This window comes from Bradyrhizobium sp. UFLA05-153 (assembly GCF_054185185.1).
Genome location: NZ_JBBIAM010000032.1, coordinates 1 through 15,810, shown reverse-complemented (window position 1 = coordinate 15,810; position 15,810 = coordinate 1). Strand labels below are relative to the sequence as shown.

Here is a 15,810-nt window from a genome sequence, read left to right as displayed (position 1 = left end):
TGTTGGACCCGTCGTGAAGAATTTCGCCGATCTGACCGAACGCGAGGTGCTCGCGGTCGCCATCGCCTCCGAGGAGGAGGACAGCCGCATCTACATGGCTTTCGCCGAGGACCTGAAGGACCGCTATCCGGACTCGGCAAAACTGTTCGAGGAGATGGCCGAAGAGGAGCGCGGCCATCGCCATATGCTGCTGGAAATGTATGAGCAGCGCTTCGGACCGCATCTGCCGCCGATCCGCCGCGAGGACGTCAAGGGCTTCCTGCGCCGCCGCCCGATCTGGCTGACCAAGAACTTATCCCTCGACACCATCCGCAAGGAGGTCGAGACGATGGAGCTGCAGGCCGAACGATTCTACATCAAGGCCGCCGAACAGGCCCAGGACGTCGGCGTGCGCCGGCTCCTGGGCGATCTCGCCGAAGCCGAGAAGGCCCACGAGAAGACCGCAACGCGGCTGACCGGCGAGATCCTCAGTCCCGACGTGCGCGCCGAAGAAGATCGCACCAGCCGCCGCATGTTCGTGCTGCAATATGTGCAGCCGGGCTTGGCCGGCCTGATGGACGGCTCGGTCTCGACGCTCGCGCCGCTGTTCGCCGCGGCCTTCGCGACGCATCAGAACTGGCAGACGTTTCTGGTCGGCCTTGCAGCTTCGATCGGCGCCGGCATCAGCATGGGCTTTGCGGAAGCCTTGTCGGACGACGGCTCGCTCACCGGCCGCGGCTCACCCTGGCTGCGCGGCGTCACCTGCGGCCTGATGACGACGCTCGGCGGGCTAGGCCACACCATGCCCTATCTCGTCCCGGACTCCTGGCCCAACGCGTTCTGGATCGCCACCGTGATCGCCTGCGTCGTCGTGTTCTTCGAATTGTGGGCGATCGCATTCATCCGCGCGCGCTACATGGATACGCCGTTCCTCCAGGCGGTGTTCCAGATCGTGCTCGGCGGCGCCATCGTGCTCGGAGTCGGGATATTGATAGGCGCGGCGTAGGTCTTGCTGCGTTCCTGCGTCCCACCGCAATCACCGTCAAACGGCGGCTGCGGCGTTCGGCCAAGCTGCGCACCACTCTCCGCTGTCATGCCCCGGGCTCGACCGGGGCATCCAGTATTCCAGAGGCCGCGAGGCCTACAACAACTGCCGCGGCGTACTGGATCGCCCGGTCAAGCCGGGCGATGACACCTGAATTGGGGCAGCAACGCTGAGTTCGCGTCGGCACTAGCTATCGAACATGATCACGCTGCGCAGCGTCTTGCCGGCTTTCATGTTGGCGAAGCCTTCGTTGATTTCGGAGAGTTTCAGCTTGGCGGAGATCCAATCTTCCAGGTGCAGGCGGCCGCGCAGATAGAAATCGACCAAACGCGGCATGTCGACGCGAAAATGGTTCGAGCCCATCGAGGAGCCCTGGATCTTGCGCTCGCGCAGGAAGTCGAAGCCATGCAGCTCGATCTTCTGGCCGAACGGGATCATGCCGACGATCGTCGCGGTGCCGCCGGCGGCGAGCATGCCGAACGCCTGCTCGGCGGTCTCCTTGCGTCCGAGCACCTCGAAGGAATGATGCACTCCGCCATTGGTGAGGTCGCGCACCTGCTTCACAACGTCGCCCTCAGTGGGATTGATGATGTCGGTCGCCCCTAACTTGGTCGCGAGCTGGAGTTTTGCCGGGTTGGTATCGATGGCGATGATGCGGCCGGCACCCGCAATCTCGGCGCCGTTGATCGCGGCCATGCCGACGCCGCCGCAGCCGATCACCGCCACGGTCTCGCCCGCCTGGACTTTTGCGGTGTTCACGACCGCGCCATAGCCGGTGATCACGCCGCAACCGATCAGCGCGGCAAGCTCGAGCGGCATGTCCTTGCGGATTTTGACGATAGCGTTCTCGTGCACCAGCATCTGCTCGGCGAAGGACGACAGGTTGAGGAACTGGTGCAACTTCTCCGGCTTCGACCACTGCATCCGATCGGAGACGCCCGGCAGCATCTTCACCGTGGTGTCGGTGCAGAGCACGGTGCGTCCCGTCGTGCAATTGTCACAGGTGCCGCAGAACACGGAGAGACAGGTGACGACGTGATCGCCCGGCTTCACATAGGTGACATCGGAGCCCACCTGCTCGACGACACCAGCCGATTCATGGCCGAGCACCGCGGGCAGCGGATGCGGATAGAGCCCTTCCATGAAGTGCAGGTCGGAGTGGCAGAGGCCCGCGACCGCGGTGCGGATCAAAACCTCGCGCGGGCCCGGCTTCGACAGGCTGACATCCTCGATGACGAGCGGCTTGTTGACTTCATGGAGAACGGCAGCCTTCATCGGTCTTTCCTCGTTTTTTTGATTTCGTTGGGTGCAGGCCCCCACCTCTCCCATCGGGAGAGGTGAAGGACGAGCCTACGCCGCCAGAACCAGCTCGCCAACCTCGGGCATCGCAGCCGCACGCTCGCCCAGCAGCAGCGACACGATGGCTTGTTGCGTCGGATTTTCCGTGACCCGGAACGGATCGCTCGCCGAGACCCGATGATCGATCACGAGCCGCGACAACAGCAGCCGTCGGGCATCGCCGCGCATCTCGTGGATGCGATGTGATTCCCATGCGAGCGCGACCGCGCTTGCGACATGATAGAGCAGGCTGGTGGCGCGCCGCGCATCGGCTTCATTGTCGGCGCTATCAGCGACCTCGCGCGCGAAGCCGACGGCACGATCGGTAAGCCCGTGCAGGCGATCGCGCCAGGCCTGCGGCACGGATGCGCTGTCGTTCAGCCGGGCATGCAGATCGGCGGCGAGTGCGGCTTCTGCGCCATGACGGCCGATCGCTCGCGTCAAGGCGTCGATCGCCACGATGTTGCCGGTGCCTTCCCAGATCGAGCCGAGATGGGCATCGCGCAACAGGCGCGCGGTGGCGAACTCCTCGATATAGCCGATGCCGCCGCGCATCTCGAGCGCATCGCCGCAGACCTTTCGCGCATCGCGCGTGGCGCGGAACTTCAGCGTCGGGGTGAGGATGCGCAGCAGCGCTGCTGCATCCTGGCTGCCGGCCTCGGCGCGGTCGAGTGCGTCGGCGGTCAGAAAGCTCATCGACAACGCCTGCTCGACCGGCAGCAGGATCTTCATCATCTGCCGCCGTCCGAGCGGCAGGTCGATGATGCGCTTACCGAACACGACGCGATTGGTCGCCACAGTCATCGCATCGTGGTAGGCGCGGCGCATCAGCGCCGTCGACTTCACGCCGTTCGAGAGCCGCGAGGAGTTGACCATCTCAGCCATCTGCACGAAGCCGCGTTCGAGCTTGCCGACAGCATAGGCGATCGCGCCTTCGAGCTTGATCTCGCCCGAGGCCATCGAGCGGGTGCCGAGCTTGTCCTTCAGCCGCACGATCCGGTAGTGATTTTGCGAACCGTCATCGAGGAAGCGTGGCATCAGGAACAGGCCGACACCACGTGTGCCGGGACCGGCGCCTTCAGGACGCGCCAGCAGCATCACGACTTTAGCGTCGGCATTCGAGCAGAACCATTTTTCGCCGTGGAGCCGCCAATGATCGCCCTCCGACACGGCGCGCGTCGTCAACGTGCCGACATCGGAGCCGCCCTCCTTCTCCGTCATGAACTGGCCGCCTTGCGTCAATTTGGTCATGTCGGTCTGGGTCAGGCCGTCCAGATATTTCGCCTTCAGCGCCTCACTGCCGAAATTCGCCAGAAGCTTGGCGCAGCCGTCGGTGACGTTGATCGGGCAGCCCATGCCGAATTCGGTCTGGTTGAACAGGAAGGTGAAGGCGTGTTTTGCCACGACGGGATATTTGTCCGGCCAACCCATGATGCCCTTGCGGATCGACAGCGCGTGAATGCCGAACTCGCCGAACGCAGCTCTCTCGAGCTCGCGATAGGCCGGATGATATTCGATCCACTGCACGTCGCGCCCGAACTTGTCGCGCTGATGCAGCACCGGCGTATGCCGGTCGGCGAGCCGCGCACACTCGTCGAGAGTGCCGCCGGCGAGCTCGCCGAGACGATCGAGATGCGGCTCGATGTGACGGAATAACGGATCGGGCAAGTGGATGTGCAACAGGTCCGTCAACGCCGGATCGGCGCGATAGAAATTCATGCCTGTGGTGTCGGGCGCAAGCAGGCCCGGCTCCTCAGCCGCGACGCTTTCCTGCTGCGACGTACCCGGCTTGTGCATGATCGACCTCTTTCGTTTCCGTCCCGCGGCATTTCCTGCCGCTTTGGTGCTTGCTGCTTTGGATGATGTCGATCATGCTCCAGGCGAGGCTGTCGATAAAGCCGCAAATCGTCAGGGAGGCATGAGCGTGGCGGTGGCCGGGACCGCTCTGCGGAATTGTGATCGACCGCCTCAGTGGACGCGGCTGGTCGTCCGAGCGAAGCATGCATAGATCCGCTGTTCCCGCTCCCCAAAGGATCGCACCATGGAACATCCCAAATACAACATCGCGCTCATCGTCGGTGCCGGCGAAGGTTTGAGCGCCTCGCTGGCACGGCTGTTGTCCGCCCGGGGCCTGCGCGTAGCGCTCGCCGCGCGGAAGATCGAAAAGCTCGGCGCACTCTGCGGCGAGACAGGCGCTAAGGCCTATATTTGTGACGCAAGCAAGCCGGAGGAGGTCGAACGCCTGTTCGGCCTCGTCGAGCGCGAGATCGGCACGCCCGACGTCGTGGTCTACAACGCGAGCGGCCGGACGCGCGGGCCGTTCGTCGAGCTCGTCGCAGCCGATGTCGCGCAGTCGATCACGGTCAGCGCCTTCGGCGGTTTCCTGGTGGCGCAAGAGGCGGCCAAACGCATGCTGCCCAACAAGCACGGCGCGATCCTGTTCACGGGCGCATCGGCGAGCGTCAAGGGCTATGCGCAGTCGGCGCCATTTGCGATGGGCAAGTTCGCGCTACGCGGGCTCGCGCAGAGCATGGCGCGCGAGCTCGCGCCGCAGGGCATTCACGTCGCACATTTCGTCATTGACGGCGGCATCGGTAGCGCAGCCCGCACGGAGGCGCCGGACAGGCCGGATTCGATGCTCGATCCCGATGCGATCGCACAGAGCTACTGGAACGTCCTGCAACAGCCGCGCAGCGCCTGGACCTGGGAGATGGAGCTGCGCCCCTGGGTGGAGAAGTTTTGAGGTGAACTGCCGTAGGGTGGGCAAAGGCGCGCAGCGCCGTGCCCACCTCTCATGATCACACGGGATGCAGAAGCGGTGGGCACGCTGCGCTTTGCCTACCCTACGGGAGCATGGAAGCATGACCATCGAAACCACCATCGACACCGGCACCGACGAACTCCTCTGCGTCATTCGCGACCGCGTCGCGGTGATCACGCTGAACCGACCCGAGGCGCGCAACTCGCTGTCGGACACGCTGACGCCGGCGCTGCGCACCATGATCCGGACCTGCGGCGAGGATCAAAGTGTCGGCGCGCTGCTGATCACCGGTGCCGGCGCCGCCTTCTGCGCCGGCGGCAACGTCATGGGCATGGGCGCGCATCGCGACAAGGCCAAGCTCGAAATGTCCTTCGACGACCGGGTCGCCGATTTGCAGGAGCGGCAGCGGCTCCTCACCGGCGCGCTGGTCTCCGTGCGCAAGCCGACAATCGCGGCCCTGTCCGGGCCCGCGGTCGGCGCGGGGCTCGCAATCGCCATGGCCTGTGACATCCGCATCGCCGCGCAATCGGCGTTCGTTGCCACCGGCTATGCCCGCGTTGCGCTCAGCGGCGACTACGGCATCGCCTGGTTGCTCACGCGTCTGGTCGGCACGGCACGAGCGCGCGAATTGATGTTCACGGGCGACAAGGTCGATGCCATCAGGTGCGAGGCGATTGGCCTCGTCAATCGCGTCGTGCCGGACGACAAATTGCAGGAGGAGGCGTTCGCACTGGCCAAATCGCTGGCCGAGGGCCCGCGGCTCGCGCTGCGTTACATGAAGGACAATCTGGACGAAGCGTTGCTGTTCGATTTCGAGACCGCCCGCGACCACGAGGCCGGGCGGCTGATCCGCCTGACCGCGACGGCCGATCACAAGGAAGCGGTGCAGGCCTTCATCGAGAAGCGCAAGCCGGTGTTCACGGGGAAGTAACGCGCTTCGCCGTTCATTCGGCAGCGATCGATATTTCGCAGCCCGGATTGCGCTTCGCTCCGGCCGGGCTACGCGGCAGGCGTCCGTGCGAAATCGACGAAGGCCCGTAGTGCTGCCGGCAATTGCCGGCGGCTCGGATAGTACAGGAAGAAACCCGGATAGGCCGGGCACCAGTCGGCAAGCACGCGGACCAGCTTGCGCTTCGCGAGCAGCTCTTCCACCTGCCCTTCGAACACATAGGCAAGGCCGGCACCGTCGAGCGCTGCATCGACCATGAGGTCCTGGTCGTTCAGCGTCAGCGGTCCCATGACGTCGATATCGACCTCGATGCCTCCGCGCTCGAACTCCCAATGATAGAGCGCACCGCTGGTGAAGCGGTAGCGGATGCAGGGCAGTGCTTTCAGGTCGTGCGGCGTCGCCGGCGTCTTGTAGGACTTGAAGAAAGCAGGCGAGCCGATCACTGCAAAGCGATGCCGCGGGCCGATCGGCACCGCGATCATGTCTGCAGCGACGGTCTCGCCAAAGCGCACGCCGGCATCGAAGCCGGCCGCGACCATGTCGATCAGGGCATCGTTGATCATGATCTCGATGCTGACGTCCGGAAACGCCTTGAGGAAACGCGTCACGATCGGCAACAGCACGAGCTGCGCCGACTGGCGCGCGGCGGTGAAGCGCAGCGTGCCGGCCGGCTTGCCGCGGAAATTGTTGAGGTCTTCGAGCGCGTCGTCGATATCGCGAAACGCCGGCTTGATGCGGGCAAACAGACGCTCGCCGGCTTCGGTCAAGGCCACGCTCCGCGTGGTGCGGTTCACCAGCCGCAGGCCGAGCCGTTCCTCGATGTTGCGCAGCGCATGGGACAACGCCGATGGCGTGACACCGAGCTCGGTCGCCGCCGCCCGAAAGCTGCGGTGACGGGCAATGGCGAGGAAGGTCGCGAGGTCGGATGGGTCGATCCGCATTGTTGATGAATTTTGCTCACTAACTTGAAGAATATATAGCGGATTATCTCAGCTATGGCGAGGCGCTACACGTTTGTCCATCAGCTTCGGCACGTCGTCGGGGCCTCAAATGGAAAGAGCAAACACCATGCGTGTCTGGTTCATCACAGGAGCGTCCCGCGGATTTGGCGCGTTGATTGCCGAAGCGGCACTCAAGGCTGGCGATGCCGTGGTCGCGACCACGCGCGATCCCTCGACCGGCACCGCGCGGCTCGGCAGTCACGAGCGCCTGCTGGCCACCCGGCTCGACGTCACCAGCGAGGCCGAAGCCCATGAGGCCGCGGGCCAGGCGGTGAAGCGCTTCGGGCGTATCGACATCCTGGTGAACAATGCTGGCTACGGCCTGCTCGGTGCGATCGAGGAGGCGAGCGCCGCGGAAACGCAGAAGCTGTTCGCCACGAATGTGTTCGGCCTGCTCGGCGTCACCCGTGCGGTGCTGCCGCATATGCGCCGCCAACGCTCAGGCCACATCATCAACATCTCGTCGGTCGGCGGCTACACCGGCTATCCTGGCTGGGGCGTCTATGGCGCCACCAAATTCGCGGTCGAAGGGATCAGCGAGGCGCTGGCCGGCGAAGTGGCTCCCCTCGGAATCAAAGTGACCGTGGTCGAGCCGGGCTTCTTCCGCACCGATTTTCTCGACGAGACCTCACTGTCGCGCACGGCACTCCAGATCGACGATTACAGTGAGACCGTCGGCAAGACGCGCGCGCACGCCGCCGACGTCAATCACGGCCAGCGCGGCGATCCGCGCAAGCTGGCGCAGGCGTTCCTCGAACTGGCCGACGCGGCGAAAGCGCCGCTGCGCTTGCCGCTCGGCAGCGACACCGTGGAACGGATCGAGGCAAAGAACGCCTTTGTCGCGAGGGAGCTCGCGGAGTGGCTGATGGTGTCGACCTCGACCGACTTTACCGGCGATCAGGCCGTGTGATGTGGGAAAAAATCAGCCCGGTTCTGGTTCGCCAGAACCGGGCTTTCAGTCGTGTCAGGCTGTGGCTGAGGGGCTTTCGGCCTGACGGGAAAGGGCGGCGAGACGCCAGCTTGCGCAGGGAATGTCGTTCGGCTCGACTGCGCTCTCCTTGTCGAAGCGAACCAGCTTCCAGTCGTCCGGGTGATTGACGAAGGCAAAGCCGGATTTGCGGGCGAGCGAGATCATCACGTCGTTGGCGCGAAGCGTGTCGCCGAAAATGTGTTCGGCGCCGAAGGCAGCCGCGCGGCATTCGAGATTTTTGAGGAGCGCTGTGCCGATGCCGTGGCCCTGCCAGCGGTCGTCGACCGACAAGCCGAATTCGAAGCTCGAGCTCTCGGCGTGGAAGGCATAGCGCGCTTCGCCGACGATGGTCTCGAAACCATCGACCATCATGGTCGCGATCACGCTGAAGCGTTCGCGCTCGCCGACATGGGTGAAGTCGTGCAGGAGTGCCTTCGGCAACTCGCTCAGCGCTCCGAAGAAACGGTTGTAGCGGGAGCGGGACGACAGCGAGCGGAAATAGTGCTGGATTTCGTCGGTGTCGCGCGGCTCGACGAAGCGCACAGTCAGCACGTCGCCGTCGCGGGTCCGCAGGGTGTCCGAATATTGCTTGAGATCATCCAGACGCAGCGTGCTCATGGGAGCCTCCCGCGACAAAAAGGTACCGCCGGCGCCCCTCTCCTGAGGCGGCGCCGGCCCGGCGGCCAATCAGGCCCGCCAGAAGGGCTTTTCAGCCTCAAAGGCAATGTCACTCCAGGAGAGGCCGACGTCCTGAAGATCGCGGGTGGTCCACTGGGACAGCTCTTTGCGGGTGCGGTAGCGCTCGTGCCAGACATGGAGGGTTTCGCCGATCTGGTAGAGCAGGCCTGGCGCATGATGATTTGTCATCGAATTGTCGGTCAACGTAGACATTTTCAGCTCCTGGAGCTAACTTGTAGACCGCAATATCTGCCTTGATCATCGCTTCGACAAACGACAATTTGTACCCTTTCGCATGAAATAAGCTCATGCATCCTGCTGCCAAATGACTGCCAGATTGCCCTCCCTGAACGGTTTGCGTGCCTTTGAGGCCGCCGCGCGCCACCTCAGCTTCACGCTGGCCGCGACCGAGCTGAACGTGACGCAGACCGCGATCAGCCATCAGATCCGCAGGCTCGAGGAGGAGCTCGGCATCCGCCTGTTCGTCCGTCAGAACCGCGCGCTCTCGCTGACGCCCGAAGCACGCGACTACCTCCCCGGCGTACGCGCCGCCTTCAACGACCTCAGGCTTGCCACCGACCGGCTGCTCCGCAAGGACGACGACAAGGTGCTGACCGTCTCGACCATTGCCTCTCTCGCCGCCAAATGGCTGTTGCCGCGGCTGACCAATTTCCAGGAGCAGCATCCCGGCATCGACGTCCGCATCACGACATCGACGAGCCTCGTGGATTTCCAGCGCGACAATGTCGATGCCGCGATCCGTTACGGCCGCGGCCAATGGCCGGGCGTGCGCGCCGAGTGGCTGATGCGGGACGAGCTGTTCCCGGTGTGCAGCCCGTCGCTGCTCAGAGGTGACAAGCCGCTGCGCACGCCACAGGACCTGAAGGACCACGTGCTGCTGCACACCAACAATGGCGACGACTGGCGACTGTGGCTGACGGCGGCAGGACTCTCGACCAGCATTTCCAAACAGCTTGGCATCACCTTCGACATGACGCTCATGACGGTCCAGGCGGCGATCGACGGCATGGGGGTGGCGATGGGACGAACCACCTACGTGCAGGACGACATCGCCAAGGGCCGCCTCGTGGTCCCCTTCCGCATCGCGCTGCCCGCAGATGCCGGCTTCTACCTGGTCGCGCCGGATGGCCGCCGCGAGGCGCCGAAACTGGTTGCGTTCCGCGACTGGCTGGTCGCTGCAGCGCAGAATAAAGCCTGAAAAATCATCAGCTTCGCCCGCGAAATCGGTTGACTCCCGCCCCCCTGCGCGAGAGGGGTAAGACAGATTGTCGCACCTGAAATCTGTCGCCTGCGGCGAAGTCGAGTTCCGGGTCCGGCCACATGTTCAGGGAGTAAGCGTCATGGCAGGACCTGCCACTTCAACCAATCCGCCCGAGATCACGTCGCGAATCGGCGCCATCCTGCGCGCGACCTCGGGCAATTTCCTCGAGCAGTTCGATTTCTTCCTGTTCGGCTTCTATGCCGCGGCGATCGGCAAGGCGTTCTTCCCCTCGACCAATGAGACGGCCTCGCTGCTTAACACCTTTGGCGTGTTCTGGCTCGGCGCGTTGATGCGCCCCGTCGGCGCGATCGTGCTTGGGGCCTACATCGACCGCATCGGCCGCCGCCAGGGCCTGATCGTCACGCTCGCGATCATGGCCGCCGGTACGGTGGTGATCGCGTTCTGCCCGAGCTATGCGACCATCGGCATCGCCGCGCCGATCATCGTGCTGCTCGGCCGCCTGCTGCAAGGCTTCTCCGCCGGCGTCGAGCTCGGCGGTGTGTCGGTCTACCTTGCGGAGATCTCGACGCCCGGCAATCGCGGCTTCTACACCTCGTTCCAGTCCTCGAGCCAGCAGGTCGCAATCTTCGTGGCGTCGATCCTCGGCTACATCCTCTCCGAGCTGATGCCGGCCGACATGGTTGCCGACTGGGGCTGGCGCATTCCCTTCTTCGTCGGCTGCCTGATCATTCCGCTGATCTTCTTCCTGCGGCGAACGCTCCAGGAGACGCCGGAGTTTCTGGCGATGAAGAAGCATCCGACCGCTGCGCAGGTGTTCACGTCGGCCCTCGCCAACTGGCGCATCGTCATCCTCGGCATGATGATCGCGATCCTCACCACCACGACGTTCTATTTCGTCACGGTCTACACGCCGACCTTCGGCAAGAACGTGCTGAAGCTGTCGACGCAGGATGCGCTGCTGGTCACGCTGCTCGTCGCCGTGACCAACTTCATCTGGAATCCGGTCGGCGGCGCGCTATCCGACCGCATCGGCCGCAAGCCGGTGCTGCTCACCATCGCCTGCCTGTCGCTGTTCACGGCCTATCCGGCGCTGCATTGGCTGGTGGCGGCGCCGACCTTCGGCAAGCTGCTCGCCGTCGAGATGATGTTCTCGTTCTATTTCGGCGTCTATAGCGGCACCATGCTGGGTGCGCTCGTCGAGATCGTGCCGGCGCATGTGCGCACCACCTGCTTCTCGCTCGCCTTTGCGCTCGCGGCCGCCTTGTTCGGCACCTTCACGCCGTTCGCCTCGACCTGGCTGATCGAAAAAACCGGCGACAAGGCCTCGCCCGGCTTCTGGCTGATGTTCGCCGCCGCGCTCGGCATCATCGCGGCCACGACCGTCTATCGCGGCGGCGGCAAGGCGGTGGCGACGTATGATCCGGTGGCGGAGCCGGTTGCCGGTCGCTAACCGCATTGTCATTCCGGGGCGATGCGAAGCATCGAGCCCGGAATCCATGATGCCACAGGAGTGCTGGGAGAAATGGATTCCGGGCTCGCCTCTTCGAGTGCGCGCCGGAAATGACGGTGGTGCTAGAGTTCCACCACCACGTAGTCGCTCTCGACCCTGACAGGAATCGTCTCGGCGATATACGGGCCCTTCACGACGCTTGTGCCCGGTTCGACGCCGGCTAGATACGCCTTCACGCGGAAGCGGCGGGGGTCGCAGTAGGATTGCCCCGTGCGCACGTCAAATTCCCATCCGTGCCAGGGGCAGCGGATGATCTCCCCCAGCTTGCTGTACTCGATCTCGCCTGGATCCTTGGATTGCGCGAGCCCGATCACCGGCCCCTCGCACAGCGCTGCGCCCTGATGCGGGCAGCGATTGAGCAGGCCGAAATATTCGCCCTTGATGTTGAAGACCGCGATCGGCCGGCCGTCGATCTCCAAAAATTTTCGTGTGCCGGGCGGCAACTCATCAACCGGCGCAATCACATGACGCGCCATCAATTGATCCCGTACAGCTTCCGCGCATTGCCGAGATAAAACGCCTCGCGGCTCGCTTCGCTGACGCCGGGCGGCAGCACGCGGGACGGCTCGTCATAGTCCCAATGCGGATAGTCAGTCGCGAACAGAAGCCGGTCCCAGCCGATCCATTTGATGACGTCGAACAGGTCTTCGCGCCGCTCCGGATCTTCCATCGGCTGTGTCGTCCACCACACCTGCTCGCGGATATATTCGGACGGCGGCCGCTTCACATGCGGCACCTCGCTGCGCAGCCGCTGCCAGACCTTGTCGAGCCGCCAGGCGAGCAACGGCGTCCAGCCGAAGCCGGCCTCAATCATCACCATCTTCAATTTTGGGAAGCGCTCGAACACGCCTTCGAGCACCAGACTCGCGAGCGCCGATTGTTGGCACTGCGAATGTCCCACCATCTCCTCGATGTAGTAGCTCGGCCAGCCCGAGGGCGTGATCGGATTGCCGCCGAAGCCAAAGGCGTGCACGCCGACCGGCAGGCCCGCCTCTTCCGCGGCCTGATAGATCGGCCAGTAACGGCGTTGGCCGATCGGCTCGACATTGCGGCTGAGCAGCAGCACTTGGACAAAGTTCTTGTCGCCTGCGCGCTCGCGGATCTCGGCAGCCGCCGTCATCGCATCCTCATTGCCGACGACGATCGAGGCCTTCAGCCGCTTGTCCTTCGAGGTCCATTTGTCGATCTGCCAGTCGTTGATCGCCGAGCACAGCGCCGCCGAGAGCTCGTGATTGCGGATGCCCTGCCCAGTGCCGAGCGGATTGAGTACCCCGAACTGCACGTTGTTGGGATCGAGGTGCTGCTCTTGCATGAAGGAGAGCGAAGAGCCCTGCGGGCCGCCTTCCGGCGGATAGGCATCGCGGCGCGAAGCGTTGGGCTGGGCTTTCGGATAGGGCGGGCCTTCCATCATGCCTTGATAGGCATGCACGCCGTAGACGTCGAGATGATGCTGCCAGCGTTTGGCGAGATAGGGATAGAGCTCGGTTCGAGTCGCGCGCGCCGGGTGAATGTCGCAGTCCGCAATTGCCGTTTTGGTGGTCACGGCGGACGCGGACTCGGTCGCTTCGCGGAACTGGATATTCATCGCCTTGCCTCCTTTGGCAGCGGCTAAGTCAGGCGGGGGTAGGTCGCATGCGGATTGTCGATCATGATCTTGCGCACGAGATCGGGGGTGAGACCTTCGGGCAGCGCGTCCTGGCCGTCGAATTGCCAGTGCGGATAGTCCGTGGAGAATAGGACTAATTCGTCAGACTGCATATGCTCAAACAGGCGAATTAATGTCGCCTGTTCCGGTGGTGCGTCAAATGGTTGTAACGAGAAACGGATGTTGCTGCGCACAATTTCCAGCGGAGCGCGATCGACCCAGGGAGTCTCCATCCGCACCCCGCGCCAGAACTTGTGCAGCCGCCAGAGATAGGGCGCGATCCAGGTGATACCGGATTCCAGCATCACCATCTTCAGCCGCGGATGGCGGGCGAACACGCCCTCGACGATCAGGCTGGTGAGCTGGGTCTGAAACGCCTGCGCCTGACCGACATAGTCCTCGATGTGATAGGAGCCCCACCCCACAGCGGTCGGCGGGTTGTGATAGGCGGAACCAGCATGGATGCCAACCGCGAGGTCGAACCGCTCGGCCGCCGCATAGACCGGCCACAGTGCGCCCTTTCCCAGCGGCGTGTCGCCCATGACAAGCATCAGCACCTGCACGAAGCGCTTGTCCGCCGCGCAGCGCTCGATCTCGGCCACCGACTTCTCGACATTTTGTACGGGAATGACGATCGAGCCGCGCAGCCGCGGTTCCCGGTCGAGCCATTCCCTCGCCAGCCAGTCGTTCAGCGCGCGGCAGAAGGCGTTTTGCATGTCTTCGGAAAACACCATCTGTACGCCATAGAGCGGGTTGCAGATGGCGTGGCTAAGCGCGAAGGGATCGAGCACATGGCGCTGCATGTCCTCAAGGCCGGATCCCGGCTTGCCGGTTTCCGGGCGCCAATCGGGGCGGGCCGTGATCGGCGAATTCTGCGGATAAGACTGCGAGACCAGATCGACCATGCCGCGCGTCGTCACCTGGTCGCGCCAGTAATCGTTCAGATACGGCAAAAGGCTGGTGAGATGCGGCACCGCCGGGTGCACGTCGCAGTCCACGCCGCCGGCGATCAGGGACGTCATGACGCTTCCTCTTCACGCGTGCTCGGCCGCGCCGCTTGCTGATGCCATTCAAGCAGGCCCGCAAGCCGCCTGCAACTCGGCCAGCGCCGCTGTCATATGCTAGAACAGCGCAGCTAGGTTGCCAGGTGGTGAGGCGCAAGATGAAAGAGCTCGTGGGGATTGCGGAACAGGTCGCGGCCAAATTGATCGCGCGCAAAGAAACCATTGCAGTGGCGGAATCCTCCGCCGGCGGCTTGATCGCCGCGAGCCTGCTCGCAGTGCCTGGCGCCTCGGCCTATTTCCTCGGCGGCGCTGTGGTCTATACGCGCGATGCGCGGCGCGTGCTTATGGATATTTCGGATGACGGCATGAAGGGCTTTCGCTCCTCATCCGAGGCTTACGCAAGACTGCTCGCCGAACGGATGCGCAAGCGCTTCGGCTGCGACTGGGGCCTGTCCGAGACCGGCGCGGCGGGCCCGACCGGCAATCGCTACGGCGACGCCGCCGGCCATAGCTGCATGGCGATCGCCGGCCCCGCGACCGAAGTGATGACGCTGGAGACGGCCAGCAACGACCGCTTCGCGAACATGCAGACGTTTGCCGCGACGGCGCTGAGGCTGCTGCTGCGAAAACTTTCGGAGTGATTTCGATCCGCGACGTGAGGATGAGAAAGTATCGCTGCACATACCGCAGTCATGCCCCGCGAGAGCGGGGCATCCAGTACGCCGCGGCTTCTCGATTCTAGCTGCGCTGTCTCTGGAGTACTGGATCGCCCGGTCAAGCCGGGCGATGACGGCAGAAGGCGCATCGGCGCTATCTCCCCAGATGCTTGGTAAAAATCCGCACCACATACCCCTTGAAGCGCGGCGCTTCGTCGTAGAGGTCTGAGGCGATCCGTTCGATGGTCTCGCGCAGCGAGAGGAATTGCGCCTGGCGTGCGCTGCTTTCCGTGCCCTGCATGCCGGCGAGCTCATCCATCGCGGCGTCGCTGATCTGGCACGTCACTTCCTCGCCGTCACTCAGCATGGTGAAGCGGAAGGCCAGACGTTCAACGTCGTGGCCGATGATCTTGTCGCGCGTCAGCGGCATCCAATCGTCCCGGTCGCGCCCCCGGCCGGGACAATGCGGAAATTTTTGCGGCTTGTCACCGCTTTTGGGGTGAGTTAGCCGTCAATACACCAGCGCCGTGCCCGTCGGCTTGTCCAGTGCCGCCGCCAGCGACTTGTATTCCTCGCAAGTCGTGCCGCAGATCGCGGCGATCTTTTCCAGGTGATACATCGCCTGCTCGCGATTGCCCTGTTCGAGCTGCCACAGGCCGTAATACTGCCAAGTCAGCACGTGGTTCGGATCGATCGCCAGGGCGTGCTCGTACCAGACCTGCGACTGCTTGTAGTCGCCGAGCTTGCGGTAGGAATAGCCGATGAGATTGGCGACGTTCGGATTGTCGTCGCGGCCGAGCGCCTTCAGTTGCGCGATCGCGGAGGCATAATCGTTGCGCTCGTAGATGGTGTCATAGGCCGCGCGATAGGCAGCCGCAAAGGCGGGGTCGCCGATGCTCGACTGGTTGTTGGGCTTCTTGCCCTTCTGGGTGGCCTTCGTGCCGGACCGATTCGGATAGGACGGCGCGGGCGTATTCCGGTTCTGGCCTGCGGACGTACTCGCAAAGGGATCAACCTGTCTCTTATACACA

General features: G+C 63.9%; 17 protein-coding genes. 7 read left to right on the top strand and 10 right to left on the bottom strand.

What is annotated here, in order from left to right; genetic code table 11:
• The first annotated feature begins 13 nt into the window (after positions 1-13).
• Complete coding sequence (gene mbfA / locus Q2941_RS20335; protein ID WP_458193538.1) at positions 14-985, top strand: iron exporter MbfA; 972 nt, start codon at positions 14-16, stop codon at positions 983-985.
• A gap of 225 nt (positions 986-1,210) precedes the next feature.
• Here mbfA and Q2941_RS20330 read toward each other — a convergent pair whose 3' ends face one another.
• Positions 1,211-2,299, bottom strand: coding sequence for a Zn-dependent alcohol dehydrogenase (locus Q2941_RS20330; protein ID WP_254109196.1), 1,089 nt, complete (start codon positions 2,297-2,299; stop codon positions 1,211-1,213).
• A gap of 75 nt (positions 2,300-2,374) precedes the next feature.
• On the bottom strand, positions 2,375-4,159 hold the full coding sequence (locus Q2941_RS20325; RefSeq protein WP_458193537.1) for an acyl-CoA dehydrogenase family protein: 1,785 nt from the start codon (positions 4,157-4,159) through the stop codon (positions 2,375-2,377).
• A 244-nt stretch (positions 4,160-4,403) separates the two neighbouring features.
• On the opposite strand from Q2941_RS20325, the gene Q2941_RS20320 reads away from it, so the two are divergent.
• Positions 4,404-5,105, top strand: a complete 702-nt coding sequence (locus Q2941_RS20320) for an SDR family NAD(P)-dependent oxidoreductase (protein ID WP_254109198.1) — start codon at positions 4,404-4,406, stop codon at positions 5,103-5,105.
• Positions 5,106-5,223: 118 nt separating this feature from the next.
• Positions 5,224-6,054 (top strand): enoyl-CoA hydratase, encoded by an 831-nt coding sequence (locus Q2941_RS20315; RefSeq protein WP_458193536.1) that lies wholly within the window; start codon positions 5,224-5,226, stop codon positions 6,052-6,054.
• A 68-nt stretch (positions 6,055-6,122) separates the two neighbouring features.
• Here the strand turns inward: Q2941_RS20315 and Q2941_RS20310 are convergent, their stop codons facing one another.
• Positions 6,123-7,013 carry a LysR family transcriptional regulator gene (locus Q2941_RS20310; protein ID WP_458193535.1) on the bottom strand — a complete coding sequence of 297 codons (891 nt, stop codon included), beginning with the start codon at positions 7,011-7,013 and terminating at the stop codon, positions 6,123-6,125.
• Positions 7,014-7,140: 127 nt separating this feature from the next.
• Between Q2941_RS20310 and Q2941_RS20305 the strand changes: the two genes are divergently transcribed.
• Complete coding sequence (locus Q2941_RS20305) at positions 7,141-7,983, top strand: oxidoreductase (RefSeq protein WP_458193534.1); 843 nt, start codon at positions 7,141-7,143, stop codon at positions 7,981-7,983.
• 54 nt (positions 7,984-8,037) lie between these two features.
• Here Q2941_RS20305 and Q2941_RS20300 read toward each other — a convergent pair whose 3' ends face one another.
• Both Q2941_RS20300 and Q2941_RS20295 read right to left on the bottom strand, forming a co-directional pair.
• Positions 8,038-8,661 (bottom strand): GNAT family N-acetyltransferase, encoded by a 624-nt coding sequence (locus Q2941_RS20300; protein WP_458193533.1) that lies wholly within the window; start codon positions 8,659-8,661, stop codon positions 8,038-8,040.
• Between the two features lie 69 nt (positions 8,662-8,730).
• Complete coding sequence (locus Q2941_RS20295; protein WP_027521360.1) at positions 8,731-8,934, bottom strand: DUF1127 domain-containing protein; 204 nt, start codon at positions 8,932-8,934, stop codon at positions 8,731-8,733.
• A 112-nt stretch (positions 8,935-9,046) separates the two neighbouring features.
• On the opposite strand from Q2941_RS20295, the gene Q2941_RS20290 reads away from it, so the two are divergent.
• Both Q2941_RS20290 and tcuC read left to right on the top strand, forming a co-directional pair.
• Positions 9,047-9,940: a transcriptional regulator GcvA gene (locus tag Q2941_RS20290; RefSeq protein ID WP_027521361.1), complete on the top strand. Its 894-nt coding sequence runs from the start codon at positions 9,047-9,049 to the stop codon at positions 9,938-9,940.
• A gap of 142 nt (positions 9,941-10,082) precedes the next feature.
• Complete coding sequence (gene tcuC / locus Q2941_RS20285) at positions 10,083-11,414, top strand: MFS transporter (protein WP_458193532.1); 1,332 nt, start codon at positions 10,083-10,085, stop codon at positions 11,412-11,414.
• Between the two features lie 122 nt (positions 11,415-11,536).
• On the opposite strand, the gene Q2941_RS20280 is transcribed toward tcuC, so the two are convergent.
• From Q2941_RS20280 to Q2941_RS20270, 3 genes are read right to left on the bottom strand one after another with little or no spacing between them, the layout of a single operon-like run.
• A complete protein-coding gene (locus Q2941_RS20280; RefSeq protein ID WP_458193531.1) occupies positions 11,537-11,950 on the bottom strand; it encodes a Rieske (2Fe-2S) protein in 414 nt (137 codons plus the stop codon).
• On the bottom strand, positions 11,950-13,059 hold the full coding sequence (locus Q2941_RS20275; protein ID WP_458193530.1) for an amidohydrolase family protein: 1,110 nt from the start codon (positions 13,057-13,059) through the stop codon (positions 11,950-11,952). The genes Q2941_RS20280 and Q2941_RS20275 overlap by 1 nt, the downstream gene beginning before the upstream one ends.
• A gap of 23 nt (positions 13,060-13,082) precedes the next feature.
• On the bottom strand, positions 13,083-14,141 hold the full coding sequence (locus Q2941_RS20270) for an amidohydrolase family protein (protein ID WP_458193529.1): 1,059 nt from the start codon (positions 14,139-14,141) through the stop codon (positions 13,083-13,085).
• A 140-nt stretch (positions 14,142-14,281) separates the two neighbouring features.
• Here Q2941_RS20270 and Q2941_RS20265 point away from each other — a divergent pair, with 140 nt between their 5' ends.
• The gene (locus tag Q2941_RS20265) at positions 14,282-14,764 is read left to right on the top strand and encodes a CinA family protein (RefSeq protein WP_458193528.1); all 483 of its coding nucleotides are present in this window, start codon (positions 14,282-14,284) and stop codon (positions 14,762-14,764) included.
• A 169-nt stretch (positions 14,765-14,933) separates the two neighbouring features.
• On the opposite strand, the gene Q2941_RS20260 is transcribed toward Q2941_RS20265, so the two are convergent.
• Together Q2941_RS20260 and Q2941_RS20255 are read right to left on the bottom strand one after the other, a co-directional pair.
• Positions 14,934-15,209 carry a DUF1488 family protein gene (locus tag Q2941_RS20260; protein WP_027521367.1) on the bottom strand — a complete coding sequence of 92 codons (276 nt, stop codon included), beginning with the start codon at positions 15,207-15,209 and terminating at the stop codon, positions 14,934-14,936.
• A gap of 81 nt (positions 15,210-15,290) precedes the next feature.
• Positions 15,291-15,809, bottom strand: coding sequence for a tetratricopeptide repeat protein (locus Q2941_RS20255; protein WP_458193527.1), 519 nt, complete (start codon positions 15,807-15,809; stop codon positions 15,291-15,293).
• Position 15,810: the final 1 nt, after the last annotated feature.